Source organism: Streptomyces sp. NPDC030838 (assembly GCF_055572035.1).
Genome location: NZ_JBVIED010000001.1, coordinates 1,509,746 through 1,535,733, shown reverse-complemented (window position 1 = coordinate 1,535,733; position 25,988 = coordinate 1,509,746). Strand labels below are relative to the sequence as shown.

15 protein-coding genes and 5 pseudogenes are annotated in these 25,988 nt (G+C 68.6%); 11 read left to right on the top strand and 9 right to left on the bottom strand.

Annotated elements, in window-relative coordinates:
* The first annotated feature begins 216 nt into the window (after positions 1-216).
* Positions 217-2,487 (top strand): SWIM zinc finger family protein, encoded by a 2,271-nt coding sequence (locus ACZ42A_RS06855; RefSeq protein WP_468526159.1) that lies wholly within the window; start codon positions 217-219, stop codon positions 2,485-2,487.
* A gap of 183 nt (positions 2,488-2,670) precedes the next feature.
* Here ACZ42A_RS06855 and ACZ42A_RS06850 read toward each other — a convergent pair whose 3' ends face one another.
* The 5 genes and pseudogenes from ACZ42A_RS06850 to ACZ42A_RS06830 all read right to left on the bottom strand — a co-directional run.
* A complete protein-coding gene (locus ACZ42A_RS06850; RefSeq protein WP_468526051.1) occupies positions 2,671-2,790 on the bottom strand; it encodes a CGNR zinc finger domain-containing protein in 120 nt (39 codons plus the stop codon).
* Between the two features lie 717 nt (positions 2,791-3,507).
* A complete protein-coding gene (locus tag ACZ42A_RS06845; RefSeq protein ID WP_468526050.1) occupies positions 3,508-4,242 on the bottom strand; it encodes a cupin domain-containing protein in 735 nt (244 codons plus the stop codon).
* Complete coding sequence (locus ACZ42A_RS06840; RefSeq protein WP_468526049.1) at positions 4,239-5,162, bottom strand: DUF6807 domain-containing protein; 924 nt, start codon at positions 5,160-5,162, stop codon at positions 4,239-4,241. The genes ACZ42A_RS06845 and ACZ42A_RS06840 overlap by 4 nt, the downstream gene beginning before the upstream one ends.
* Complete coding sequence (locus tag ACZ42A_RS06835; protein WP_468526048.1) at positions 5,155-6,282, bottom strand: Gfo/Idh/MocA family protein; 1,128 nt, start codon at positions 6,280-6,282, stop codon at positions 5,155-5,157. The genes ACZ42A_RS06840 and ACZ42A_RS06835 overlap by 8 nt, the downstream gene beginning before the upstream one ends.
* A gap of 270 nt (positions 6,283-6,552) precedes the next feature.
* Positions 6,553-6,999: pseudogene (locus ACZ42A_RS06830) on the bottom strand (substrate-binding domain-containing protein); the annotation flags it as partial.
* A 28-nt stretch (positions 7,000-7,027) separates the two neighbouring features.
* Between ACZ42A_RS06830 and ACZ42A_RS06825 the strand changes: the two are divergent.
* Positions 7,028-8,237: pseudogene (locus ACZ42A_RS06825) on the top strand (RNA-guided endonuclease InsQ/TnpB family protein).
* A gap of 118 nt (positions 8,238-8,355) precedes the next feature.
* On the opposite strand, the gene ACZ42A_RS06820 reads toward ACZ42A_RS06825, so the two are convergent.
* The gene (locus tag ACZ42A_RS06820) at positions 8,356-10,350 is read right to left on the bottom strand and encodes an RICIN domain-containing protein (protein WP_468526047.1); all 1,995 of its coding nucleotides are present in this window, start codon (positions 10,348-10,350) and stop codon (positions 8,356-8,358) included.
* Between the two features lie 512 nt (positions 10,351-10,862).
* On the opposite strand from ACZ42A_RS06820, the gene ACZ42A_RS06815 reads away from it, so the two are divergent.
* From ACZ42A_RS06815 to ACZ42A_RS06785, 7 genes and pseudogenes are all read left to right on the top strand, one after another.
* On the top strand, positions 10,863-12,608 hold the full coding sequence (locus ACZ42A_RS06815; protein ID WP_468526046.1) for an RICIN domain-containing protein: 1,746 nt from the start codon (positions 10,863-10,865) through the stop codon (positions 12,606-12,608).
* A gap of 1 nt (position 12,609) precedes the next feature.
* Entirely contained in the window at positions 12,610-13,770 is a 1,161-nt protein-coding gene (locus ACZ42A_RS06810) for a LacI family DNA-binding transcriptional regulator (RefSeq protein ID WP_468526045.1), read from the top strand.
* A gap of 485 nt (positions 13,771-14,255) precedes the next feature.
* Positions 14,256-15,569: an ABC transporter substrate-binding protein gene (locus tag ACZ42A_RS06805; RefSeq protein WP_468526044.1), complete on the top strand. Its 1,314-nt coding sequence runs from the start codon at positions 14,256-14,258 to the stop codon at positions 15,567-15,569.
* Between the two features lie 56 nt (positions 15,570-15,625).
* On the top strand, positions 15,626-17,683 hold the full coding sequence (locus ACZ42A_RS06800) for a beta-galactosidase (RefSeq protein ID WP_468526043.1): 2,058 nt from the start codon (positions 15,626-15,628) through the stop codon (positions 17,681-17,683).
* A gap of 142 nt (positions 17,684-17,825) precedes the next feature.
* Positions 17,826-18,626, top strand: a complete 801-nt coding sequence (locus ACZ42A_RS06795; protein WP_468526042.1) for a carbohydrate ABC transporter permease — start codon at positions 17,826-17,828, stop codon at positions 18,624-18,626.
* Positions 18,627-18,696: 70 nt separating this feature from the next.
* Positions 18,697-19,524, top strand: coding sequence for a carbohydrate ABC transporter permease (locus ACZ42A_RS06790; protein ID WP_468526041.1), 828 nt, complete (start codon positions 18,697-18,699; stop codon positions 19,522-19,524).
* A 241-nt stretch (positions 19,525-19,765) separates the two neighbouring features.
* Positions 19,766-20,486, top strand: a pseudogene (locus ACZ42A_RS06785) (IS5 family transposase).
* Positions 20,487-20,537: 51 nt separating this feature from the next.
* On the opposite strand, the gene ACZ42A_RS06780 reads toward ACZ42A_RS06785, so the two are convergent.
* Positions 20,538-20,975: a MarR family winged helix-turn-helix transcriptional regulator gene (locus ACZ42A_RS06780; RefSeq protein ID WP_468526040.1), complete on the bottom strand. Its 438-nt coding sequence runs from the start codon at positions 20,973-20,975 to the stop codon at positions 20,538-20,540.
* Between the two features lie 940 nt (positions 20,976-21,915).
* Here ACZ42A_RS06780 and ACZ42A_RS06775 point away from each other — a divergent pair.
* Positions 21,916-22,557 carry an FMN-dependent NADH-azoreductase gene (locus tag ACZ42A_RS06775; protein ID WP_468526039.1) on the top strand — a complete coding sequence of 214 codons (642 nt, stop codon included), beginning with the start codon at positions 21,916-21,918 and terminating at the stop codon, positions 22,555-22,557.
* Between the two features lie 876 nt (positions 22,558-23,433).
* Positions 23,434-23,952 carry a hypothetical protein gene (locus ACZ42A_RS06770; protein ID WP_468526038.1) on the top strand — a complete coding sequence of 173 codons (519 nt, stop codon included), beginning with the start codon at positions 23,434-23,436 and terminating at the stop codon, positions 23,950-23,952.
* Positions 23,953-23,976: 24 nt separating this feature from the next.
* Here the strand turns inward: ACZ42A_RS06770 and ACZ42A_RS06765 are convergent.
* Both ACZ42A_RS06765 and ACZ42A_RS06760 read right to left on the bottom strand, forming a co-directional pair.
* Positions 23,977-24,951: pseudogene (locus tag ACZ42A_RS06765) on the bottom strand (IS630 family transposase); the annotation flags it as partial.
* An 87-nt stretch (positions 24,952-25,038) separates the two neighbouring features.
* A pseudogene (locus ACZ42A_RS06760) lies at positions 25,039-25,916 on the bottom strand (alpha/beta fold hydrolase).
* Between the last annotated feature and the right edge of the window lie 72 nt (positions 25,917-25,988).

Genomic DNA, 25,988 nt, shown 5'->3' with positions numbered 1-25,988 from the left:
CGCTCCGAGGGGGCGGCGTTCGAGGGGGCGGCGTTCGAGGGGGCGGGCCTGGAGGAGGTCGGCTTCGAGGGGGAGCCCTTGGAGGAGGAGCGTTTCGAGGAAGCGGGCGTCGAGGTGACGCGGTCCGAGCGGACGGGTGTCGAGGAGACGCGCTCCGCGGAGGCGGGCGTCGACGAAGCGGGCGTGGAGGACGCGGGGTCCGCGCGTCCCGCGGATATGGCGCGCCGTGCCCTGAGGGCCGCCCGGTCGACGGCGGATGCCGTCCCGGGGGAGGAGACGTCATCCTCCGACGAGCGTGCCTCTGCCTCCGGCCCGGCGGGAGCCACTCCCAACGGCCCCCGCGCACCCCGGCCCGGCGACGCCGCACGCGCGGCCCTCCGCCGGGCGGTCGCGGCCCGGCGGGGTGCGGGGGAGAGCGTGGGCCGGGAGACCGGAGAGGCTGAAGCGCTCGCGGCCGTGGGCCGTGCCGCTGACCCCGCGAACCCGACGGACGTGTCGGAGGTCCCGCGGACCCCGGAGGCCCCGCAGCCCGACGCCCCGGCCACCCCGCGCGAGGTGCCCGAAGGCACCTCCGCAGGTCAGGCCGGCCTGGCGGATCCCCGTCCCGCCCTGACCGGTCATGGCCGCCCGGCGGACTCCGGTGCCGGCTCCGCAGGTCGGGACCGCACTACAGACCCCCGCCCCGCACCCGCGGGTCAGGCCGGCCCGGCGGATCCCCGCCCCACCCCTACAAGCCCTACCAGCCCCACAAGCCAGGCCCGCCCGGCGGACTCGTCTCCCTCACATCCGGACCGCACCGCGGCCTCCCGCCCCGCCGACGTCGCCCGTGACGCGCTCCGAGCCGCCCGTCGGGAGCAGGAGAAGCAGCGTGAGCGTGCGGCCCAGGCGCGCGAGGGTGGCAGGGCTGGGCGCAGCGCTGCGGAAGGGCGGCGCCCGGTCCGGCCCGTGCCCTCGCGGAGGGCCGCGGCGAGTGGAGAGATGGCCGCCTTCCTGGCGAACGCCTTCCGGATGCCGACCGACTCGGACGGCGCGGGCAGGACCGGCGACATCGCTCCGGCCCTCGACGCCCATGCCCCCGCGCCCAATGCGCCCGTCCCCAGTGCCCCCGCGCCCCATGCCCCTGTGCCCCAGGCCTCCTTCGCGTCCGAGGCCCCCTCGGAGGACACGGACCCCAGGACCGCCGCGCACCCCGAGGACCCGCACCACCGCACCCCCCGCTCCATGGCCTCCCCCCACCGCGACAGCGACCTGCGCCGCACCTTCGCCGCCTTCCCGTCGCGCCCGCATTCGGACGACGCCCGGTTCGCGGAGACCTGGTGGGGCAACGCCTGGATCACCGCGCTGGAGGAGGGCGCGCTGGACGCCAAGCGGCTGGCCCGCGGGCGTGGTTACGCCGAGCAGGGGCAGGTGGACGCCATCACGGTGACGCCGGGCCTGGTCCTCGCGTACGTGCACGGCAGCCGCCCGCGGCCGTACCGGGTCCAGATCCGGCTGCGCACGCTGGACGACGCGGACTGGGAGCGGTTCCTGGACGCCGCAGCGGACCGGCCGGGGCACATCGCCGCGCTGCTGGACAAGGAGATGCCGCACGCCCTCGCGGAGGGCGACGTCCCGCTGCTGCCCGGCCCCGGCGACCTGGAGCCCCGGTGCAGCTGCCCCGACCGTGGCCACCCCTGCAAGCACGCCGCCGCCCTCTGCTACCAGACCGCCCGGCTGCTCGACGCCGACCCCTTCGTGCTGCTCCTGCTGCGCGGCCGCGGCGAGCGCGAACTCCTCGACGCCCTCTCCCGGCTGAGCGCCACGCGGGCGGCCCGCGCCGCCCGGGAACGGGACCCGGAGCCCCTGCCCGGCGTCCGCGCGGCCGACGCCCTCGCCCCGCGCGCACTCCCGCCGCTGCCCAGGCCGTTGCCGGTGCCCCCGCACCCGGAGCAGCCCCCGGCCTACCCGGCGGCGCCCGGCGGCCCCGACCCGCTCGCCCTGGACCAGCTCGCCACCGACGCCGCGGCCCGCGCCCACGCCCTGCTCGCCACCGGCCACGACCCGGTCGCGGAGCTGACTCTGTGGCAGGACGCGGTACGGCTCGCCGCGGCCCGGCCCGGTGCCGGCCTCACCGCCGCCACACGGGGCCTGTACGCGTCCCTCGCCTCGGCCGCCGGCCGCACCCCCGGCGAGCTGGCCCGCGCGGTCGCCGCCTGGCGGCAGGGCGGCCTCGACGGGCTCGCCGCACTCGAGGAGCCCTGGGACCCGCCTGCGGGCCGCTTCGACCGCGCCCGCCCGCTCCTCCTCGCCGCCGACCTCCCCGCCTTCCGCCCCTGGCGCAACCGCCTCACCCACCCCCGCGGCCACATCCAGCTCCGCCTCGGCCGCGACGGACTCTGGTACGCCTACGAGTCGGAGCCGGGCGCGGACGACTGGTGGCCCCGCGGCACCCCGGACCCCGACCCGGTCGGCGCCCTGACGGGCCTCGGCGGCCCCACCGACCCCTGACCGGCCTGCCGGTTCGCCGGGGGCCCGGCGGCCAGGGTCGAAAGTCCTGTCAAGGCAACTCGGTGGCGACGCACCGCTGATGGCCGGGATCACCGCGACGCAGACGCTTCTCGGGATCGCCGCTGTCCCGATCGTCGTGGCACTGGTCCCGGCATAGTCCTGCCTCGAGCCGACCGCCACGTGCTACTTCCTGCGGTGACGGCGTACGGCATCGGTGTTGGCGCAGCGTGCGGAGCAGTAGGTACGGCGGCCGTTGCGGCTGGTGTCGACGAAGGCTGTCCGGCAGGAGTCCAGCGCACACACGCCCAGCCGCCCTCCCTCGCCTCCATGGTGAAGATGGCCAGGCCGCCGGCTGTCACGGCTTTCACGCGGCTGTGCAGATCCTGGCCGTCCGGGGTGAAGTGCAGGTGCGGCCGCAAACCGTCGTGCGTGGTCAGGTAGACGCTGCGCGCGCCATCCGCGAGCAGCGTGTTGATGGATTCGCACCGTTCCGTCTCGGAGGACGCCTCGAAGACCGGCCTCAGCCGCCGCGACCACGTTCTGATCCCCTCGCACGTGGAGCCGGTGATCAGCGGACGGCGGATCTCAGGTCCCGTAGCGCCTGTTCCAGCGCCTCAGGCGCCCATGCACTACTGATTCGAGGTTCACCAGCACCACGGCCAAGCGAACCCCGACCATGTTGTCATGCTCAAACCGCCCATGACCATTGCATCACCTGACCTCCGCTGAAGCCAGTCGCACAGTCGCGCGGTGCCTGCCGCACCGCCAGTGGCCTCGTCATGGCAGGGTGCGTGACCGGGGCCGGTCCGCCGGGTGCCCTCACCGGGGTGAGAGACGCGTCCGGGTGGAACCGACTGATCACGGCCGTCTCGTGCTCTCTGAGGGCACGACCCTTCACGAGCGTAGTGAATGACGACGGCACCACTGCCGACGGCTCCCCCCTGATCGACGGTGACGGATCCTACGACAGCGGTCGCGGCGGTGAGGAAGCCCGCCGGGGCAGCCCGGGCTTGTTCGGTGTCATCGCTCGGACCCTTCGCGGTGGGTGGGATGGTAGGCGCGCAGGAAACCGCACATACCCAGCGTCTGCTGGGGTGGTTGCGCGATACGCGAGACCTCTGCGTCGAACAGGTAGTCGAAGTCGTCGCCTCGCAGGGCGTTGATCTGCCGTAGTGCCATGTGCGCGGCAGCCAGCGCACCGTCGCTGACTGTCTTCTCCCAGGTGTCCAGCCGGGGTTGGACGAGCCGCACCGCTGCCGCGCAGAAGTCCTCGTACGCCGAGCGGTTCCCTCGCCGCCACTGCCGCTTCAGCTCGGTGAATCCTTCGACAGCCAGATCCCTGCGAGCCCGCGCGCGCTCGGGGCTGGGGATGCCGTCGGCGTCGAGGAGCGAGGCCGCGTCCGGGTAGGTCTCGGGGGAGAGGTACTCAGGCGGGAAGGTCATGACCGCGTCGCCTGCTTCTGGGAGGCCGCTGTTCTGCATGACGACGATCACGCGGAGGTCCTCGTCGTTGACGGCGCGGTGGATCGTGCCCGGGGTGAACCAGACCGTGTCTCCGGGGTGCAGCTCGGTCGTCGTGTGCCCCTGGTGGTTGAGGGTTTCCAGTCGGCCGCGTCCACTGACGACGACGTAGCACTCCGCGCAGGTGAGGTGCATGTGGGGCGAGCCGCCGTGTTCGTCGTCCGCCGTGGGCCAGGGATACACCTGGAGCTGGCTGAGTCCCACGGCTCCCGGGAAGTCGGGGACGGAGGTCACAGTGCGAACTCCCTTGCCGTCGCCTCGAGTTCGCGGCGATCAACCATGCGGTCGAGGAACACGAAGCGGTGGCTCAGGGACAGGGTCTCACCGGGTTCCAGCTTGATCTCCGTGTCGAAGGCGGGCGACGGGTTGAGGCAGGCGAAGGCGCTGCTGCGGGCGAACCACGTCAGCGGGGCGGCGGCGCTGGTGGTGCCGGCGTAGGCGAGTACGGTGGCGCCGCCGTCGATCTCGTCGTGCTCGCCGGTGATGGCCGCCCAGGCCCCCCGTGTGCCCATGACGGCGTCGCCCTCATGACCCCCGTCGGCGATGACGTCCGCGCCGGTCCAGGCCCGGGGACCGCGCCAGAACAGACCCGTGTACCCGGCGTTGGGGCGGCCGTGCGTGGTGGGGCTGCCCATCTCCAAGGGCTCGTGATGCACGTTGGTCAGGGCGGTGGTGAAGTCCAGCGCCCAGACACCGTCGTCGGTGTCTGCGCTGTGGAAGCGCAGGGTGCGCGTCTCGTCGATCCACACCTCGTCGCTGGAGGCGATCCAGTCCAGCCCCTGGATGACGGAGACCTCGCTGCCGCCAACGTCCTGCCGGTCGAAGGCGCGGTGCACCTGCCAGCCGTGGTTCTCACGCCAGACGTAGCCGTGGCCGGGTGCGCCCTGTTCGAAGGTGGGCCCGCCCCAGAAGTTGTCGCCGGACAGATGTGACCAGGTCATCTGCAGGCCCTTGTGCCAGCGGTGATCCCAGGGCCGGTAGACGCCCACGGGCGCGCCGGAGAGGGTCCTCAGCGGATAGAGGTAGGGCTTGGGGGATTCTTCGAGCGGGGTGTCCGGCCGGTACACGTACGTGGCGAGGTCGGTGCCGGCAGCCGACACCACGAACTGGGTCCCGGCGTCGTCGTGGTCGATCGTGAAGCGAGTGTCAGACACCGGTCTTCTCCTTGACGGCGTTGTCCTGGGCGGCGCCGGGGCGACCGCTCATGGAGTGGTAGAAGGGGTTGGCCGGGGCGATCACGTCCGGGGTGACGGGGCGTCCGGTCGTCGCCGACTCGTACAGGGCGGCGATGAAGGCCAGGACGCGGCGGCCGTCGTCGCCACTGGCCTCGGGGCGTTCCCCGGCGCGTAGCGACCGCAGCAGCGCGCGCAACTGCGCGGCGTGCGAACTGGCTTCGTCGTCGAGCGGTGCTCCCAGCTCCGTGGCCGTGGCGCCGGCCCGGTGGGGTGCGGGGGTCCACGTCCAGTGGGAGTTGTCGTAGCCGTAGAGGTGGGACAGCTCGACCGTGGCCTCGGTGAAGTCGAAGCGCAGGTAGCTGGTCTCGCGGGGGGAGAGGAGGCTGTTGACCAGGGACACCATGGCGCCACTGGCGAAGCGGACCATGGCCATGGAGACATCCTCGGTCTCCACGTCGCGGGCCAACGTGCCCATGGCGGCGCGGACTTCGGTCCATTCCCCCATCAGGGCCAGCATGAGGTCCATCTGGTGGATGCCGTGACCCATGGTGGGACCGCCGCCCTCGGTCTCCCACCTGCCGCGCCAGGGGACTTCGAAGTAGGCGTCGTCCCGGTACCACAGGGTGTGACAGACGCCGACCAGGGGAGCGCCGAGGCTGCCGGTGCGGATGTGCTCCCGCAGGGCTCGGGCGGCGGAACCGAAGCGGTGCTGGAAGACATAGGAGACGTACGGGCCACCCTCCCGCTCGTGGGCACCGACGACGTCGTACTCGGCCACCGAGAGCGTGGGGGGCTTCTCGCACCACACCCACACACCGGCGTCCAGGCAGGCGGTGATGGCCTCCCCGTGGGCGATCGGGGGCGTGCAGACGATGGCCAGGTCGGGGCGCTGCTCCTGGAGCATCCGATCGAGGTCGTCGTAGGCGGCGGGGATGTTCCAGCGGGCGGCGAATGCCTCGGCGCGCTGCTGGTCGACATCGACGACCGCGATGACGGTGGCCTCGCCGCTCTGGGCCTGGACGGCGGGCATGTGGCAGCCGTCGGCGATGTTTCCGGCGCCGACGATCGCCACCCTCACGGGCTGGCTGTACTCAGTCATGTGGCTCTTTCGTAGAAGCTCGGGTGGTGCCGTGGGCGCGACGCCGGGTCTTGGAACCGCTGACGAAGAAGGTCGGTTCGACCCGCCCAGCCCAGGCGTGCACACGTGGTCGTGCGGTCGAAGAGGGAAACGGCACTGATCAGATGATCCCGGCGCTCGCCGATGTAACGCGGCGGCAGCCTGAACGTAGTGAACGATCACCTTTTCGGTCAAGAGTTGGCGCAGTGATCGTTCACATTCGACAGTGAAGTCGCCCTCTGTGAGGGGACTTCAGGCCCGACGGTGGACTTGTCGAGGGGCACCCTGGCGAGGGGCCGGGCCGCTCGACTCTCGCGGAATGATGCGGAACAGATCGGCGACTTCGGCCACCGGCCCGGGCTCGCCGCGCAGGAGGGCGAGCAGCGACAGCATCGCCCGGCGGCCGACTTCTTCCTTGTCGGTGTGCACCGTTGAGATGGCCGGCGAGAAGTACTGGGTGAACTCCTCGTTGTCCCAGCCGAATACGCTCATGTCCTCGGGCACTCGCGTACCGCGGTCCTGGAACCCGCGGATGACGCCCATGGCGACGTAGTCGTTGGCGGCCAGCACAGCCGTCACACCGGAGTCGGCGGGCAGGTCCCGAGCGGCCTCGTATCCGGAGCGCATCGACCAGTCCCCGTCGACCACGCCGTAGGACTCGAGGCCCAGTCGCTCGATCGCCTCCACGTAGACCGCCCGCCGGTTGCGCGCCGAGGCCCACTAGCGGCTGCGGGCTGGCGGGGGATTGTCCCGTGAGGCGACCCTGCGCGCCTGCAACGAGGCGGCCACTTGGGTCAGCGAGGTGGCCTTCGATAAGGATGTGAAGAACAACTTCGCGCTGCGCAAGCTCACCTACAACGAGGCCAAGGCGCGGTGGAACCTGGGCGCCCAGGCCGCCCAGCACGTGATCAAGAAGGCCTGCGACGCCTACGCGACGCTGAAGGCGAACCTGAAGGCCGGGAACCTCGGGAGACCCGGCTCGAAGCGGTACCGCAGGGCCACCGGGAAGCCGATCGCCTTCCGCCCGGATGGGGCGCAGCCCTACGACGACCGGATGCTGTCCTGGCAGATCGCCGAACGCCGGATCTCGGTCTGGACGACGGCCGGGCGGATCAAGGACGTGGCGTTCATCGCCGCACCCGAGCAGCTGGCCACCCTGGCCCTGTACCGCAGGGGCGAGTCGGACCTGGTGTGCCGGGACGGCATGCGGTTCCTGAACGCCACCTGCGACGTACCCGAGCCGCCCCTGAACACCGATCCGGTGGACTTCCTCGGCCTCGACCTGGGCATCGTGAACATCGCCACCACCTCCGACGGCGAGATCATGGCCGGGCGCGAGCTCAACCGCGTCCGGGCCCGGGAGCGCAGGCTTCGCACCAAGCTGCAGAAGAAGAACACCCCGTCCGCCAAACGCAGGCTGAAGAAGCGGCGGCGCAACGAAGCGCGGCGGGCCAAGGACATCAACCACAAGATCGCGAAACATGTGGTGGCCGAGGCGATGGGGGCACCTCCCGCGCGAGCGAAGCCGAGCGTGGGGGAGCACCGGTCGCGGGATCGCCCTGGAGGACCTCACGGGCATCCGCGAACGGGTACGGCTTCGCAAGCCCCAACGGGCCACCCACTCCAGCTGGTCTTTCGCCCAGCTGGGGCAGTTCATCGCGTACAAGGCCCGCCGGGCGGGGGTGCCGGTGGTGTACGTCGATCCGGCGTACACCTCGCGCACCTGTGCCGAGTGCGGGCACGTCGACAAGGCGAACCGGGTCTCCCAGGCCTGGTTCGCGTGCCGGTCCTGCGGCGTCGTTGCCCGCGCATGGGAGTTGTGGCGACGCGGGGCCCAGCCAACGGCCCCTGCCCCACCACCGCGTCAGCGGGGTGGGGCTGGACGCAAACGCAGCATCACCGCCAGTGATGCCCGTTGTGCAAGCCCGTCGCTTTAGCGACGGGTAGTTGACTGCACGAGTACAAGGAACTCGCGACGGCAGGAGGGCGTACAGCGTCCTTGTGACGGACGAGGAACCGTACGCCCTCCTGGTCGGATGGCCCTCAGGGCGCCGTCTACTTCGGTTGGAACTCCCAGACGGTGTTCGAGTCCTGTGCTCCCGTGTTCCACCTCACGTCACCCGCGGAGGTCCCGTACAGGTAGGCCCTTCCGGCATGGTTGTTCCTGACGCGAAGCCCGCCCCCGGCAACCCCTTCCATGTCCCAGAGCGCGCTGTCCGAGATGGTGCCGGAATTCCAGAAGACGGTGTTGTCGCTGGAGCCGGTTTCCAGGTAGAAGCGCCCCGTTCTCACGTTCTTGAGGGTCCAGGATCCGGACGAATCCCTGGCGACGATCCAGTCCTGGTCGTCGTAGGTGGTCGCGGACGCGAGGGTGACCACACCGTTCAGGTCGGTATCGAGGTACAGACCCGAGGACGAGTTCCTTATCTTGTAGGTCGCGCCACTGGCGAGGTAGGCGACCCGCACGCATTCGCCGGCCGCCATGTCGATGGCGATGCCCCCGGAGACCGTGCTGTACGCCTTGACGCCGGCCCTCACCCAGTTGTCATTTCCGTCGTAGTGGCCGGTTTCGACAGACCTTACGACGCCGATGGTTCCCGGCAGCGTGAATGTGGCCCGGGCCGTGCTGGCGAGGGCGAATTCGGCCGCACCGCGCTTGACGGCGATGCCTTGTCCGTTGCTCGATGTCATGTAGTCGACGTTCAGCCCGGCCAGGGTTTTGGTGACGTTGACGCTGGTGGTGGCGTTGCGATTGAACGTCTGGAGGTTTGTACCGCCGGCTTCCACCGGGCTCTTGCCGGCCAGGTCGCGGCTGATCTTGTTCAGCATGCGGTTGAGGGCGGCGACCTTGTCGGAGACGGCCTTGCGGGTGACGACCTTGGTGGTGGGGTTGAAGTCGTACAGGCCGTGATCGCTGCTGCCGGTGCTGGAGTCCGGGTCCAGGGCGGCGTACAGATTGAACGCGGTGTTTCCGGCGAGGGCATTGAACTTGTGAATGTCCGCTGCCGTGTGCCCTGCGAAGTTCTCCATGATCATGGGGAAGTTCTTTCCCTGGGCCCAGAAGCTGTGCGTCCCGTAGGAGTAGATCGCGTCGTTGCTCGTGGTGTACGGGTCCCTTCCGAAGAAGTCGATGAACGACTTCCCCTGGTTCCGGAGGGCCTCGTTCTCGGTGATCGGAAGCGCATCCCCGACGACATTGACCCGGGTGTAGACCGAGTGGTCCGACTGCTTGACCACCTGCCCCAACTGATTCAGGTAATCCAGCAGCACGTCCTTGCGGAACTGCGCCGCGTCGGTGTACCCGCCACTGTTCCATCTGCTGGTGCTGTAGGCGCTGTAGCTCCGGTCGCTGGATGCGCCCCACTGCATTTGCGCCACGTTCGGCTCGTTCAGCACCTGGACCCCGATGACCGTGTGACGGGTGTCCGCGGAGGCGATGTGGGCCATGAGCCGGCCGAGTACGTACTTCTCCCGGCTGAGCAGGTTCGGGTCGGTCTTGTCCAGCAGGTGGTGGCCGTTCCGCTCCAGCCTGGTGCCGTCGGACTTCAGCACCAGCTGGTAGTCGTTGAGCACGTAGGACGGGAACCGGGGCGCCATGGAGAAACCGGTCGAGTCGCTGCCGAACCACAGGACTTCGAGCTTGAGACCGTATTCGCCGCACCAGGCGAGGTACCGGTCGATATCGGTCCAGTCGAAGGTGTCCTTCGAGGTCTCTACCTGCGACCACCAGATCGGGATGTTCACCACAGTGAATCCGTCGTCGCGGATCATCCGTAGCACGGGCTTCAACTGGGCGTCCGTCCAGCCGAACGTGTACTTGTGCTTCTCGTACCGGAATTGGACCCCACTGTGGAAGAAGGGCTTCCCGTCAACCATCAGCACGAGCTTGTCGTACGTGGACCTCGACGTGTCGACGTACGACACCACGTCGGCCGCCGCGGTGGCCCGCGGGAGGCTTCCGACGAGATTGAGGGCCGTACCCCCCAGAGCTGCCGCGCCGGTCATGGCGAGGAACCTGCGGCGTGACCAGTGATCGGTGTTCGGCTTCATGGCACTACCTACCTCCGTGCTGGGTAGTCAGCTGCTGGATGGTTAACGTTCACGTTCTGTGCTCGAAGTGCTGGTGGCCCGACCGTCGTGCCGGTCGCAGCGGGAAGGCAACATTGCAGAACCCAAGCGATCAGAAGTTGACTGAAGTCAACGGCATCGCACATGAGACTGGGCGGAGTGCTTGTGTGTCAATGGTGTGGACGAGGTGAGTTCCGAGGTCGTCCGCCGCAGGTCGGTTCACATCGAGGTGGCGGCCGCCATGGCGAGGCGCACGGTCATGCGCAGACGTCTTGACCATGAGGGTGAACGATCACTACGTTGCCCGTGCAGGTGTCGGGCACCTCATCCTTTCCGGGGTTCGTGGCCTTCTGTGAAGCCTTCGGGCTGACGCCACGGCCAGGGTCCTCCCTCTTCCCGCCGGCCACCGGTCGTCATCACCACAGATCAAGGGAGATCACGTGTACTCCGTCATGAGCAGAACGGGCTCGCGGTCCCGAAGATGGGCCGGCCCCTTGGCCGCCGGGACCTTGCTCCTCGGAGCTCTTCTCATACCTCCGGCCGCCTCGGCCGCCGAAACGCCGGGCACGACGCTGATCAACGAGACGTTCGACGCTCAGACCGAGCCTGCGAACTTCGGCTTCCCGGTCGGGGCCGACATCAGCAACGGTGTACTGAACGTCACCAAGGGCATGGGCAACTACACGACGTCGGTACGGCCGTTCGGGTCGTCCATCACGCAGGAGAAGACGCTCGACCTGCGCTTCGACTGGAAGACAGGCATCACCAGCACCGGGATGAAGTCCGGTCTGGAACTGCGCGACGACGCCGGGCACCTCGTCTTCGGGCTCGCCGCGACCGCCTCAGAGCTCCGCTACGCCGTGACCGGGCCCGACTCGGACTCCACCTCCGCCCCGGACTCACTCAATCCCACCTGGACCAGGATCAGTTTCGACCGGAGCAAGTGGTACACGGTCGATCTGCACATGGACTTCACTCTGCGCAAGGTCCAGTACTCGATCACCAGCAAGGAGGCCGCGCCGATCGTGATGGCCTCCGCCACGGGGAGCATCACGGGGACGAGCCTGGCGAAGCTGGTCGCCTGCAACTACTACGGAACCGGCGTGCAGTCGATCGACAACTTCCGGCTGGCCCGCCCCGCGAACTCCGCCTACGGAGCCCTCGCCGGCTCGTCCGTCTACGTCTTCGGCGACAGCATCGTCCACGGACACAAGTACGCGCGCAGCTTCGTGAACTTCCTCGCCGAACGTGAGGGAATGACGCTGACGAAGTACGCGGTGAACGGTGCGACCGTGGGAGCGGTGCCAGGGAGCACCAACCAGATCCTCCGCCAGGTGCAGTCGGCCAACGCACAGGCGCCCGACTTCGTCGTCTTCGACGGTGGCACGAACGACGCCATCCAGATCCACGACAACCACACCTACGGGGTCGGCACCGTCAGCGCCTCCCAGGACCCCGCCCCGTTCGACAACGGCACGTACACCGGAGCGCTCGAAACCACCATCCACACGATGAGGCAGAAGTGGCCGTCCGCCCAACTCGTGTACGTGGCCGCCCACAAGATGGGCTCGCGGGACTGGGACACCCAGCTCGCCCTGCGCCAGGTGACGCTGCAAGCCGCCCAGAAGTGGGGCGTCGCGGTGGCCGACGTCTTCGCGGACGCGACCCTCGACACGCGCGTCGACGCTCAGCGGGTGGCGTACACGTTCGACGACCTCGTCAACACCTTCCCGGGCAGTGGCGGCAGCGGCACGCACCCGAACATCGCCGGGATCACCGACTTCTACGTGCCCGTACTCACGGCAGAACTGTCTCAGCTCGCCGACACGACAACGCTCAAGGCGCGGCACTCGGGCAAGTGCGCCGCTGTGTCCACCGTCGAGGGGGCCGAGGTCCAGCAGTGGAGCTGCTCCGGCGGCGACAACCAGCAGTGGCAGCTGCACACCGTCGGTGGGGGCTACCGCCAGATCCTCGCCCGGCACTCCGGGATGTGTCTGGACGTGGCCGGCTCCTCCACGGCGGACAAGGCCGCGATAGTCCAGCAAACCTGCGACGGCCGCACCAGCCAGCAGTGGCTGCTGCGTGATACCGGCACCGGCTACGTCGAGATCGTCGCCCGTCATTCCGGGAAGTGCCTCGACGTGGACTCGGCCTTCACCGCGGACGGGACTCGCCTGCTGCAGTACACCTGCTGGAGCAGCGAGCTGCACAAGAACCAGCACTGGAGTCTCGGGGTTTGACATGAGGATTTTCGTGCCGCCAGGTGACGGCGGACTGGGCAGTAAAGTACCGACGGGCATGCGGGGCGGAGAGAGGCGGCGGAGCAGTACTGTGGACGCAGATGCGCGGCCGGAGCGATCGGAGCGGGATGTGAAGCGGTCGAAGCCTCCGAGTAAGAAGCGGCCCACCATCCTGGACGTCGCGGCGCACGCGGGTGTGTCGCATCAGACCGTCTCCCGGTTTCTGCGGGGCAACGGAGGGATGAAGCCGCAGACGGTGGCCCGCATCGAGCAGGCCGTGGCCGAGCTGGACTACCGGCCCAATCTGGTGGCGCGGTCGATGCGTACCCGCAAGTCGAACCGCATCACCGTGGTCCTGCCGACCATGACGACCTTCGTGCCCTCGCAGATCCTGCGCGGCGCGTCCGCGGAGGCCCAGGCAGCCGGTTACCTGCTGGACATCGTCGGGCTGGAAGGCGACGAAAGAGTCCGGGGGGACCGTGTCCGTGCCCTGCTCGACTCCGGTCAGGCCGATGGAGTGCTGGCCTTCACCCCGATCGGCGACATCGAACAGCTCGGGCTCGAGCACACCCCCACCGTGGTGATAGGCGAGTACGACGACCAGATGCGGTCCCACGGCATCACGGCGGACGGCGAGCCGGCCGCCATGATCATCGACCATCTCGCGTCCATAGGCCATCGGCGCTTCGTCCATGTCGCCGGCAGCACGGAATGGATGTCGGCACGCAAGCGACGCGAGGTCTATCTGCGGGCGGTCGCCGAGCGGGGCCTGGAGAACTACGCCGTCATCGACGGCGACTGGTCCGTGCGGTCCGGATACGACGCGGCCCAGGGCCTGTCGGCGGATTCCGGCGTCACCGCGGTTCTCGCCGCGAACGACGACGTCGCCATGGGCGTCATCCGCGGCTTCCAGGATCGCGGATGGCGGGTCCCGGAGGACGTGAGCGTCTTCGGCTGGGACAACCACGAGTTCACCGCGTACTTCAACCCGTCGATCTCCACCGTGGACCTCGACCGCGAGGCCATGGGCCGACAGGCCATGAAGGCCCTGCTGGCCCGCATCCGCCAGGAGGCGGAGCCGGAACTCCACCTGGACCTCAACTACCGCCTCGTGCTGCGCGAATCGAGCGGACCGGCGAGGACCGGCCCCGTCATCCGGTAAACGCACGGCCAGGACGCGGCCGCCCCGGCACGTTCCCGTGGTCCGTCCCTCGTCCGTGGCGAGACGGAAACCGGTGAAGTGCCATTGGGAGCTCAAAGGTTGTGTACAGAGCCTTGACCGAGATGTGGTCCGTCACTACGCTCGCCGCAGTGAACGTTCACTATTTCTGACGTCACCCGGATCTCAGCTCGGTGCGGGGCTTGTGCGGTCAATCCAGCGCAGCAACTCGCCACACCGGTGACAAGGTTCAAGCGCACGTTCACCATCACCCAGTCAGAGCCGCCGTAGTCCGCCCGAGAGCTCGACGAGCCCGGGCGGGCGAACTTCCCCACGGGCCGCAGGAAACTTTCGCGGGCCGGAGAACAGCCGAGTTGTGCAGCCCCGCGGCCGCGCCGCGAGACGGGCGACGTCGCAAGTCGGCTTCCTGACACGACGTATTCCCAGTCTGGGCGCATCGCCCGCATGGCAGCAGAGGAGCCCTCAACATGAACAACTCTTCCCGCCTGAGCAGACGCACACGACTCCGTGCGGTCGGGCTGAGCTGTTCGGTCTTCGCCCTGGTCCTGTCCGCGGGCTGCGCCGGAGACTCCTCCGGGAGCAACGGCAAGACCGTCATCCGGTTCAACTGGTGGGGATCGGACTCCCGGCATGAGATGACCAAGCAGATGATCGCGGTGTTCGAGAAGGAGCACCCGGACATCGACGTCCAGCCCGAGTACTCCAACTGGGACGACTACTGGAAGAAGCTGTCGACCGGTGCCGCCGCCGGTGACATGCCCGATGTCCTGCAGATCACCGACCCGTACATGTACTCCTACATCGACAACGGGCAGCTGATGGACCTGAAGAAGGTCAAGGACGTGCTGCACACCGACAAGCTGCCCGCGAACTCCATGGCGATGACGACCGTGAAGGGCGGCCTCTACGGAGTCCCGGCCGGCGACAGCGCGTTCGGTGTCGTCGCGGATCCGGTGGCGTTCAAGCAGGCCGGCGTGCCTCTCCCGGACGACACCAAGTGGTCGTGGGACGACTACGTGAAGACCGCCGAGGCCCTCTCCAAGGGCAAGAGGGGTCTGGTCGGTAGTGCGATGCCGCTCTACACCAACGACCTGGGCACCTGGCTGCGGCAACACGGCGAGGACTACTGGACCAAGGACGGCAGCGAGATCGGTTTCTCTGCGGAGACTGTGGCCGCCTACTGGGAATGGGTCGTCAAGCTGCGTGACAGCGGTGGCACGACCAGCCCGGACGCCGCGATCGAGCAGTTGTCGTCGGGAGCCGGTATCGAGCAGGGCCTGGTCGCCCAGCACAAGGCTGCCATGAGCGACATATCCGTGACCCAGCTCGGTGCGCTCGAGGGTGCCAGCGGACGCGAGGCCAAGCTGCTCCTCTTCCCCGGCGAGGACGGAGCCACCCAGGTCGGTGCCTACACCAAGCCCGGCGTCTTCTACGGCGCCTCCGCGCGGACCGAGCACCCCAAGGAGGCTGCGGAGCTGCTCGACTTCCTGGTCAACTCCCCTGAGGCGGCCAAGATCCAGAAGTTCGACCGAGGCGTTCCCGTCAACCCCGACGTGCTCAAGGCGATAACGCCCGAACTGTCCCCCGCGGAGAAGCGGATCGCCGACTACCTGAACCGCGTCAACGCCCTGAAGCCGACCGCGGTTCACATCCCCCACGCGGAGGCCGGTCCCGCTGTCCCCGACATCTTCCAGCGACTCAACGAGGACGTGCTGTTCAACCGTGCGTCGCCGAAGGAGGCGGCCGAGAAGTTCATCTCCGAGATCAAGTCCCAGATGTGAGCCCCCACTTGTAAGTAGCACCTCCGGAAGGAATCCCCGCTGTGCCCGATCCGCGCATGACCACCTTTCGCCGCCGACTGCCGGGAGTCGTCTACGGCGGGGACTACAACCCAGAGCAATGGCCGAAGGAGGTGTGGCAGGAGGACGTCCGGCTCATGCGAACCGCAGGCGTGCGGCTCGTGAGCCTGGGTATCTTCTCCTGGGCCATGCTGGAGCCGGCCGACGGCCGGTTCGACTTCTCATGGCTCGACGAGATCATGGACCTGCTGTGGGCGAACGGCATCCACGTCAACCTCGCGACCCCGAACGCCGCGCCACCGCCGTGGCTCGTCACGGAATTCCCCGAGACACTGTCGGTCGACCGGCAGGGAGTGCGGCACGGCATCGGCAGCCGAGGACACTTCTGCCCCTCCTCCCCGGTCTACCGGGACCGCAGCCGGCGCATCGCCACGAAGTTGGCCGAGCGGTACGGGAGGCATCCCGGCCTGGCCATGTGGCACATCGGCAACGAATACCACTCCGACTGCTACTGCGACCTGTGCGACGACCGCTTCCGCACCTGGCTGCGGCAGCGGTACGGCACGCTGGACGAGCTCAACCACCGGTGGGGCACGGCGTTCTGGAGCCAGCGCTACAGCGACTGGTCCCAAGTGCATCTTCCCGGACCCGTGCGCGGCTCGGTCAACCCTTCCCGTGAGCTGGACTTCTCCCGCTTCACCTCCGACCTCCTGCTGGAACTCGTCACGCAGGAGCGCGACCTGCTCCACCGGATCACACCGGACGTTCCGGCGACCACCAACTTCTTCGGGTGCCGGCTGACCGACAGCCACCGGTGGGCGAAGGAACTCGACGTCGTCGCCTTCGACTGCTACCCCGACCCGGGAAAGCCGCACTCGCTGGTCACCGCCGCCTTCCAGTACGACCTGATGCGCTCACTGGGTGGCGGCCGGCCCTGGATGCTGATGGAGCAGGCGGCCGGCGCGGTGAGCCAGTGGAAGATCAACCAGGTCAAACAACCGGGCCGGATGCGCCTGGGCTCCTACCAGGCCGTCGCGCACGGCTCCGACGCGGTGATGTTCTTCCAGTGGCGGGCCTCCCGCCAGGGGCAGGAGAAGTTCCACTCGGCGATGCTCCCCCACGGCGGTGAGAAGACCCGTACCTGGCAGGAGGTGAAGGCGCTCGGCAACGAGCTGCGGACCATCGACGAGGCGGCCACGGCACGGACCGGCGCACAGGTCGCGATCGTATGGGACTGGCAGAACTGGTGGGCCGTGGAAGGCTGCGCCCACCCCGACAACACCTTCGACTACCGGGACACCGTCGCCCGGCACTACCGCGCCCTCTGGAACAGCCAGGTTGCCGTCGACGTCGTGACTCTCGACGACGACCTGTCGTCCTACCGGGTCCTGGTCATTCCCAACCAGTACCTGATGACCCGCCGACACAGCGCGGCTGTACGAACGTTCGTGGAGGACGGCGGTCAGCTAGTCGTCTCGTACTTCTCCGGGATCGTCGACGAGGACGACCGGATCGTCGAAGGCGGATACCCAGGAGCCCTGCGCGAGGTCATCGGCGCGCACGTCCAGGAGTTCTCTCCGCTGCCCGCCGAGGCCACGGTGCCGGTCCAGGCGGCAGCCGACCAGGCCGCGCTGAACGGTTTCCTCGCGACCGCCTCCGTGTGGCAGGACGACCTCGACCTCGAGACCGCCCGACCGCTCGCCGTCTACTGCGAGGGCCATCTCGCCGGCAAGGCCGCGGTGATCGAGCACGAACTCGGCCAGGGCCGTGCCGTATACGTCGGCACACGTCTGGACGACGACGCCCTGGAGGCCCTTGTGCGGCACGTCCTGGTCCGTGCCGGCGTGCGACCGGTGCACGCCGCACCGCGGGGCGTCGAGGTCACCGAGCGACGGTCGGACACGAGCGCGTACCTGTTCCTGCTGAACCACCGGCAGGACAAGGCGACCGTCACCCTCGACCGCTCCGGCACCGACCTGCTCACCGGACGCCGCCTGGGAGCCGGGGAGACGCTCGTCCTCGACGCGGCGGACGTCGCCGTCGTACGCAGTCCCCTGGCCGCATTGCAGCACGCCGAGCCGTCGAGCGGCTCCTGAGCCCCGCACCCGATCCAAGAACCCGAGGACGATGACTGTGCTCCGCAGACCCCTCAGCCAGGCGGCCAGAAAAGAAGAACGTGTTGCATGGGTCTTCCTTCTGCCGTGGTTCATCGGCGTGGCCGGCGTCACGCTCGGTCCGATGATCGCCTCGCTGTACTTCTCCATGACGGACTACAACCTGCTGAGCTCTCCCCAGTGGGTGGGGCTGGAGAACTACAGCAAGATGCTCGACGACCCCCGGTTGCGCCAATCCCTGAGCGTGACCTTCGTCTACGTCGCCATCAGCGTGCCGCTGCTGCTGGCGGTCGCCCTCGCCCTGGCCATGGTCCTCAACCGGGGCATCAAGGGGCTGGCGTTCTACCGGTCCGTCTACTACCTGCCCTCGCTCCTCGGTGCCTCGGTCGCGGTGGGCATCCTGTGGCGGCAGGTCTTCGGCACCGAAGGCCTGGTGAACAGGTTCCTCGGACTGTTCGGCATCGACGGGCCCGGCTGGATCTCCAACCCCGATACCGCGCTGTACAGCCTCATCGTCCTGCACGTGTGGACCTTCGGCTCCTCGATGGTGATCTTCCTGGCCGGCCTGCGGCAGATCCCCGAGCAGTACTACGAAGCCGCCGCCCTCGACGGCGCCGGCCGCTGGCACCAGTTCCGGCACGTCACCGTGCCGCTGCTCACCCCGATCATCTTCTTCAACCTCGTTCTGCAGGTCATCAACTCCTTCCAGTCCTTCACCCAGGCCTTCGTCGTCAGCGGGGGGACGGGAGGTCCCTCGGACTCGACCCTCTTCTACTCCCTGTACCTGTACGAGGAGGGCTTCGGCCGGCTCCACATGGGATACGCCTCGGCCATGGCCTGGCTCCTCGTGGTGATCGTCGGCGTCCTGACCGCGATCAACTTCTACTTCAGCAAGAGATGGGTGTTCTACGGTGACGGTAAGTGAGATGACACGCCTGACGGCCGAAGACGCTCCTTCGCCCGCTCCTGCTTCTGCCCCGCACCGCCGCAGGCGGGTGGCTCGCATACGCGCGCTCCTCAAGCACGTCGCGCTCATCACGTTCGGGCTCGTGATGCTCTACCCGCTGCTGTGGATGATCGCCAGCTCGATCAAACCCGACGCCCTGATCTTCCGCGAGCCCTCACTGCTCCCCACGGAGACCGACTTCGGTCACTACGTCGACGGCTGGAACGCGCTGTCGCACCCGTTCGGGGTCTACCTGATGAACTCGGCGATCGTCGTCCTGGGGGCACTGCTCGGCAACCTGGTCAGCTGCTCCATGGCGGCCTACGCCTTCGCGCGACTGAAGTTCCGCGGGCGGGCGTTCTTCTTCGGCATGATGATGCTGACCCTGATGGTGCCGATCTACGTACTCATCATTCCGCAGTACGTGATGTTCTCGAAGATCGAATGGGTCAACACGTTTCTCCCGTTGATCGTTCCCAAGTTCCTGGCCACGGACGCCTTCTTCATCTTCCTGATGATCCAGTTCTTCCGGAGCCTGCCCATCGAGCTGGACGAAGCGGCCAAGATCGACGGGGCCGGGTACTGGCGGATCTACTTCCGCATCCTGCTGCCGATCTCGCTGCCGGCCCTGGCCACCACCGCGATCTTCACCTTCATCTGGACGTGGAACGACTTCCTGGGCCAGCTGATCTACCTGACAAAACCCGAACTGCAGACGGCGCCCGTGGCCCTGCGCAACTACGTCGACGCCACCAGCGGAGCCTCATGGGGATCGCTGTTCGCGATGTCCGTCGTCACCTTGATCCCGGTCTTCATCGTCTTCCTCGTCGGCCAGCGCTACCTCGTCAAGGGAATCGCCACCACAGGAATGAAGTGACCCTTGGTACGGAGGGAGGCGTCGAGGAGCTCGACCGGGTGGACGACGGGGACGCCGACCTCGCCCACGTGACGGCGGATCTGCAGCGGACAGCCCGCGTTCCCGTGGCGATCACGTCGGGCCGGCCGGCGAGGAGGTTGTCCGCCTTGCGGCGGCCCAGCAGTTCGGCGGGCCAGAGCGTGTCTCTTGGATGGGTGGTCAATTGATGGGATGTGTCCGTCCGATGAGTGATCACTGAGCGATGCGGGACCGGATCGAGCCGCTGATGCCGGCGGATCCGGTCCGCGGGCGGCGATGGGCCGACCACCGCCTCACTCTTGGGGCCATCGCGTGGAAGTCCCGTACCAACTCGCCCTGGCGGGACCTTCCCGGCGAGCTCGGTTCCTTCCAGACCGCTCACAAACGGCTGATCAGATGGGCCGTCGACGCCTGGGAGATGATCCTCGCCGCCGCCCTGGCAGCGGCGGACGCTGACGACGACATCGGCTGGACGGTGTCGGTGGACTCTACGGTCGTCCGGGCCCACCAGCACGCTGCCGGGGCACGCAACAGGGGGCGGCCCACGCCGCGAGCCCGCCGATCACGCGCTCGGACCCTCGCCTTCACTGTCACCGCAGGCCAGGCAGGTGACGCACCGGCCTTCGGGACGATAATGCCCCGTATCCGCGTGCCCCGCACTGGCCCGGGCCGGCCCCGGACCCGGCCCCTGGCCGTTCTGGGCGACCGCGCGTACTCCTCACACGCCGTCCGCAGCCACCTGCGGCGCCGGGGCATCCGTGCGGTCATCCCGCAGCCGTCCGCCCGGCTTCGACAGCGGGGCGTACAAGCAGCGGAACAGCGTCGAGCGGTGCATCAACCGCTTCAAGCAGCGGCGCGGCCTGTCCACACGAACCGACAAGCTCGCGATCGCCTACCAGGCCGCACTCCACCTCGCGGGCATCCTCATCAGGGCCCGACGCTGACCAAAGAGATGGAACCTATAGCCCCAGCACTGCGTGGCGGCGGGTCGCACCTCAGCCTCCGAGGGTGCCCCGCTGAGCGGTGAGCGCAACCCGGGTGAGGAGGTCTCGGAACTGGGCCCGCTGTTCTTCGCTCAACTCCCCAAGCAGCCGTGCTTCAGCGGCCGCGACATCAGTTCGCATGCGCTGCAGTTGCGATCGGCCTTCGTCCGAGAGGATCACGTGGCGAGCCCGCCGGTCCTGCGGATTCGGGCGTCGCGACAGCAGACCCAGGCCCTCCAGGTCGTCGAGAAGGTAGGTCATCACCGTTCGGTCGAGACCGACCTGGCCGGCCAGTTCGAGTTGTGTGGGGGGTTTGTCCCCGGCCTCGGCCAATGCCATGAGTACCAAGTAGGCGCGTGATCCTCCGGGCAGCGTCTCCGCGGCCTCAGCCGCAGCGCGCCGAAGCGCCGCCGAGATCATTCGAATGGCCCAAACCAGGTCGTTGTCCAAGGCGAGACACTCGGCGCCTTCGCTCGCTCGGCCGCGGGGTTGAGAGGACATCACATCACCGTAGCACCCTTCGACAGCCCGACAGATAGTCTTGTTGACAGAACATCTTGTCGACATAGTGTTCTGGGGAGGCGGCGCGCTCCAGCTCCGCAATGACGCAGCGGGTGCCGCATCGAGGCCGCAACGTCTGGGATCGGGTGAGCGATCGCCGAGGGCCTGGCCCGACGAGGAGCGTCCGGCGTCCTGCTGTATGAGTCCGTTCCGACGACACACACGTTCCTGCCGGTAGGGCCTTGGTGCCCGAAATGGTGCGCCGACAGAACGGATCGATCGTCCAATCGAGTCGGGCTCGGCGCGAACCCCGGCTGCGGTCGGTGCGGCTCACGGCGCTTCAAGGGCCGGCACCGAGATGCTCGCTCGCTAGCGGGCGTCTGGGCTCGGTCCGTCGGCGTGCGTCAACGCGGTCTCCCCGGGAGCCCTCCACGCCGAGGGAACGGCCGCGATGCTCGGCGGGGACATGGTCGTGCTCGATGGAACAAGCGCGCGAGGGGCGCTGGGGACCCGAACGAAATCGCCGATGTCGTCTGCTTCCTGCTCGGACCTTCGAGCGGCTACGTCAACGGTGCGGTCCTCGCTTCCGATGGCGGCGAGCGCAGCGCCAGATGACGGTCCGTTCGTCGGGCCTCGCCCCTGACCTCGCGCGGCGGTGAGGACTTGGTAGCCGCGGCCGCAGGGGACGCCTGCGATGACGCGCCCTGCCTCCTTGGCGTAGGCGCGAAGCGCGACCCCCAGAGCCCAGCCGAGATCCAACTGGAGTTCGTCGCGAACCTCCGGTACCCGCGTCATGCCGCATTTACAACCGGCTCACTTTTCTTGTCGGCAGATGTTCTGTCATGCATACTATCTGCATCACAGCAGAACTACGTTGGAGGACCGCACCGTGCACCTGTTCCGTCTCGACGCGAGCATCCGTACCGAAGGATCGGTGAGCCGCGCCCTCGCGGACATCGCCGAGCAGGCGTGGCTCGCCGAGCACCCCGGCGGCGTCGTGACCCGGCGCGACCTCGGGGTCCAGCCGCTGCCCGGGGACGCGTGGACGGCGCTCGCCCACGAAGTCGTCAACCCGTCCGCGCCGGCCCCGGCCGAGGCGCACGAGCTCCTCGACCGTCTCGGCGCGGAACTGCTCGAGGCCGACGCGTTCCTGTTCGCGGTGCCGATGTACAACTGGAATGTCCCGGAACAGGTCAAGACCTGGATCGACCTGATCCTGAAGCACCCCGTGGTGGGGGTGCACGGTGACTGGCCGCTCAAGGGCAAGCCGGCGCTTCTGACGCTGAGCCGGGGCGGCGGCTACGGGCCCGGCACCCCGAAGGAGGGCTGGGACCACGCCACGCCCTACCTGCGCACGATCCTGGCCGACGTCTTCGGCCTCGACCTGCAGATCGCCGAGGCGGAGCTGACCCACGCGTTCTGGAATCCGGAGATGGCGCACCTGCGGGGGCTGGCCGAAGAGTCGATGAAGACGGGGCAGGAGCAGGCCGCCGAGCACGGGCTGCGGATCGCCAAGCTGAGCAGGGCCTGACCGCCCCAGGGGCTGTCTGTCTCGTAGATCACCGCGAACTGCGCCCCCCGCGGCGGCATCCGGCTTGCGGGGCACTGGCTGCGCCGGCGTCGTCGCACGGAGGATCCCCTGGCGAGCGTTCCTCCGCCGCCTTGCGATGCATCCCCCGGAACGGCCGCTCGCCACCGCACTGATCTGCGAGACAGACCCTTAGGCCGTGACTCTGCGGCGGCGAAGCCGTTCGCGCGATGGTCGATGAAGGGTGACTGGCGCCTGCTGGTACCGAGCCACAGGGCGTGTCCCAAGAGGGGCCTTGCCGCATTTCAGGCGCCATCACGGTTCAGGCCGCCCGAGCGGGCCGGTGCCATCCACCCAGCACTTCACCGCGCAGCAATCGCGCTGAAGCACGCGATCCGTGCCGTAGGGCTGTACCTCGAGGAAGGTCTCGGGACGGGGCAGGCGGCTACTGAAGCTCACAGCGAGTTTGCCGCGGTGCTACTGAGGATTTCGGTTCAGGGTGACCGGGGTCTCGGCGGTGGGTGTATCCCTGGGGGACGCGGCGCCCCGATGGGGGCGGCCTGACCGCGAAGCAGCGGGCCGGCGGGAACAAGTGCGGTTCGAAACCGCCGTGCTGGCCTGCCCCTGTGAAAAGCCTCGTGACGCCCTCACTGCTGAGCGGCCCTGCGGTGCTCGCCTCCAGGGCTGCGGTGTCAGAGTGCGGTGACCGCCTGACTGTCAGAGGGCGTCAGGGAAGGCGGGCCCTGAAGCCTGGACCAGGCCCTGTCTTCCGGAAAGCGGGCCACGCGCGCCGACGGCTAGTCCGTACCGGTGGGGGCGGGGCGGGCGCAAAGCGTGGGGCGCCTGCCGGGGCCGGGAGCGCTGCCATCCTCCTCGTCCATGGATGTCAGCACTTTCTACGCCCTCTTCTCCGCCACCTGCTTCACCCTGGTCGGCCTGTGGTGGAACGTCGTCCAGAGCCATGCCGACTGGATGCGCGACGCCGACCTGCGCCGGGTCGTCGGCGGGATCTACCTGTCCTTCCTGCTGCCTGCCCTGATGGGCCTGTTCGCCCAGGTCGGAGGTACCGAACAGCCGCAGGTCTGGCGGACGGCCTTCATCGCGCTCGCCGTGGTCGGCTGCGTGTGCACCCTGCGGCTGCTGGCCCGTGCCCGCGGCGACCATTTCGTCACCTGGCAGCAGGCCGGCGCCGCACTGCTCTACGCCCTGATCGCCGTCGTCGGCGCCTTCCCCGAACTCGCCCGCCACATCGAGCTGCGCCCCATCCAGGCCGAGGCCCTCATTCTGATCGCCCTGGTCGTCCTGGGCCACGCCCTGGTCTGGCGGTTCATGGCGGGAGAAGGCCGCGCTGCCGAGGACGTGGCTACTACGGCTACTGAGGTTTTGGGTTCGGAGTGACGTCATGGCGGCGTCGTGATCAGTCCCAGCCAGGTCATCGATGCTGCACGGGGCCAGGTTGCCCAGGCTCTTCTTCAGATGCGCCCACACCCCCTCCGCCGGGTTGAGGTCGGGGGTGTAGGCCGGGAAACGGAAGACTGTCAGCCACGGCCGTTTCCCGATCAGCTCGCGCATAGCGGCGTCGACGTGGTGGCTGTAGTTGTCCCAGAGCAGCACGATGTTGCCGCCGAGCTGCTGGTGGGCGGCATCTGGCAACGAGGCGAAGTCCCTCTCTCGAAAGCCTTTCTTCTCACCTTTGCGGCCATGGTGCACCAACATCCGGAAGATCAGCCGGGTGCGCTGATCGGCCTTGTGACAGACCAGGCCCGCCAGGGAGATGCGGCCCGAGCCGGCTGCCCGGACCTGACCAGGGGCGGACGGCCACGACGGGACCAGGTGCACGCCTTCGGCGGCCGCAGCAGTTGCCCTGCCTCGTCCGCGAAGCACAGCCAGGCATCCCGGTCCCTCACCGTCTTTCCACCCGCGGCCACATCTCCTTGATCCACGTGGCTACGGCCTCCTCGTCGCGTTCGGCAGCCCGCCGCACCGGCACCTGCACCGAAAAGCCCATCTGGTGCCGATGCGCCAGGTTTGTGCTGGGCTGAAGCGCACGTGGAAGCGCCGGGCGATCACGGTCGCCACCCGGGCCAGCGTCCAGCGCTGGTCCTCCATCCAGCCGTGCGCGGCCGGTCCCTTCTCCAGTTCCGCCGCCAGCCAGGCCCGCCACTCGGGTTTCATCCTTGACGGACGCCCGGACGGCCCCTTTGACCGCAGTGCCTCCATACCGCCGTCTCGCCAGCGGGCATTCCAGGCGTGGGCGGACTTCCGCGAGACGCGTAACCGCCGCGCGACCTGGGGCGGCGTCTCCCCTCGCGCGAATAACTCGGCGGCCCGAAACCGCACCTGCTCCCGCCGGGCCCGCTGCTTCGCGGCCAAGCCGCCCCCATCGGGATACCGCATCCCTCAGGCATACACCCACCGCCGAGACCACGGTCACCCTGAACCGAAAACCTCAGTAGTCAGGCGTGGCCACAGGGGCCGGGGCGGTCACGCCACCTCGTTCAACAGGTCGGCCAGTACGTCGGGCCGTTCCAGGGCGAGGAAGTGGCCGGCCTTCGGCACCTGCGTGAAGTCGGCGGCCGGCAGCAGCTGCTTGTCGGCTTCCCGGTCCGATGGCCGGGACCAGTCCTTCTCCCCGTAGACGAGGTGGATGGGAGCCTTGACCTCGGGGTAGCGCGAGCGGGCCGCGATGAGGCTGGGCAGGGCCTGGTACACGCTCCGGGCAACGGCCGGGTAGCCGGGACGGCTTCCTACCTGGAGGAGCTCGTCCACGTAGTCCTCGGGCAATGCGCTCTTGTCGCCCAGGCCGCCCTGAAGAATCTTGCGGAGGGCGGGCTTTGGCTCCACACCGGCGATCACCGGGCCCACTCCGGGCATGAGGACACCGCTGACCACCACGCGGGCGAGGAGGCTGGAGCGGGCGATCCCGCCGCGGAAGTCGTAGGTGTTCACCGCGACGACGCGCCGTACCTGCTCCGGCAGATCGGCCGCGGCGGTCAGGGCGAGCACCGCCCCCATGGACTCCCCGACCAACGTCACGTCGTGCAGGTCGAGTTCGGTGAGGAGCCGCTCGACGCCCGCACGCATGGCCGGCTCGTCGTACGACGCCCCGGGCACGATCTGCGAGTAGCCCATCCCCGGCAGATCGAGGGCGTACACGGTGTACCGGTCGGCGATCAGCGGGATGAGGGAGTGGTAGTGCTCGGCCTGTGTGCGCACGGTGTGCAGCAGGACCAGAGGGCACCGGTGCCCGCCTTGAGGTAGCGCAGGGTCCCCTCGCGGCTGTTTCGCCCTGCACGCGGGGCGATGGTGTGACTGGTGGTCCCGGGGATGTCGATCGCGGGACGTGAATCCTGACTGGGCATCTCGCCGACTCCTGGTGTGCGAACTGCTGATGGGAACGGGGGTACGGTCCGGCAGGGCCACAGTGGGAAACC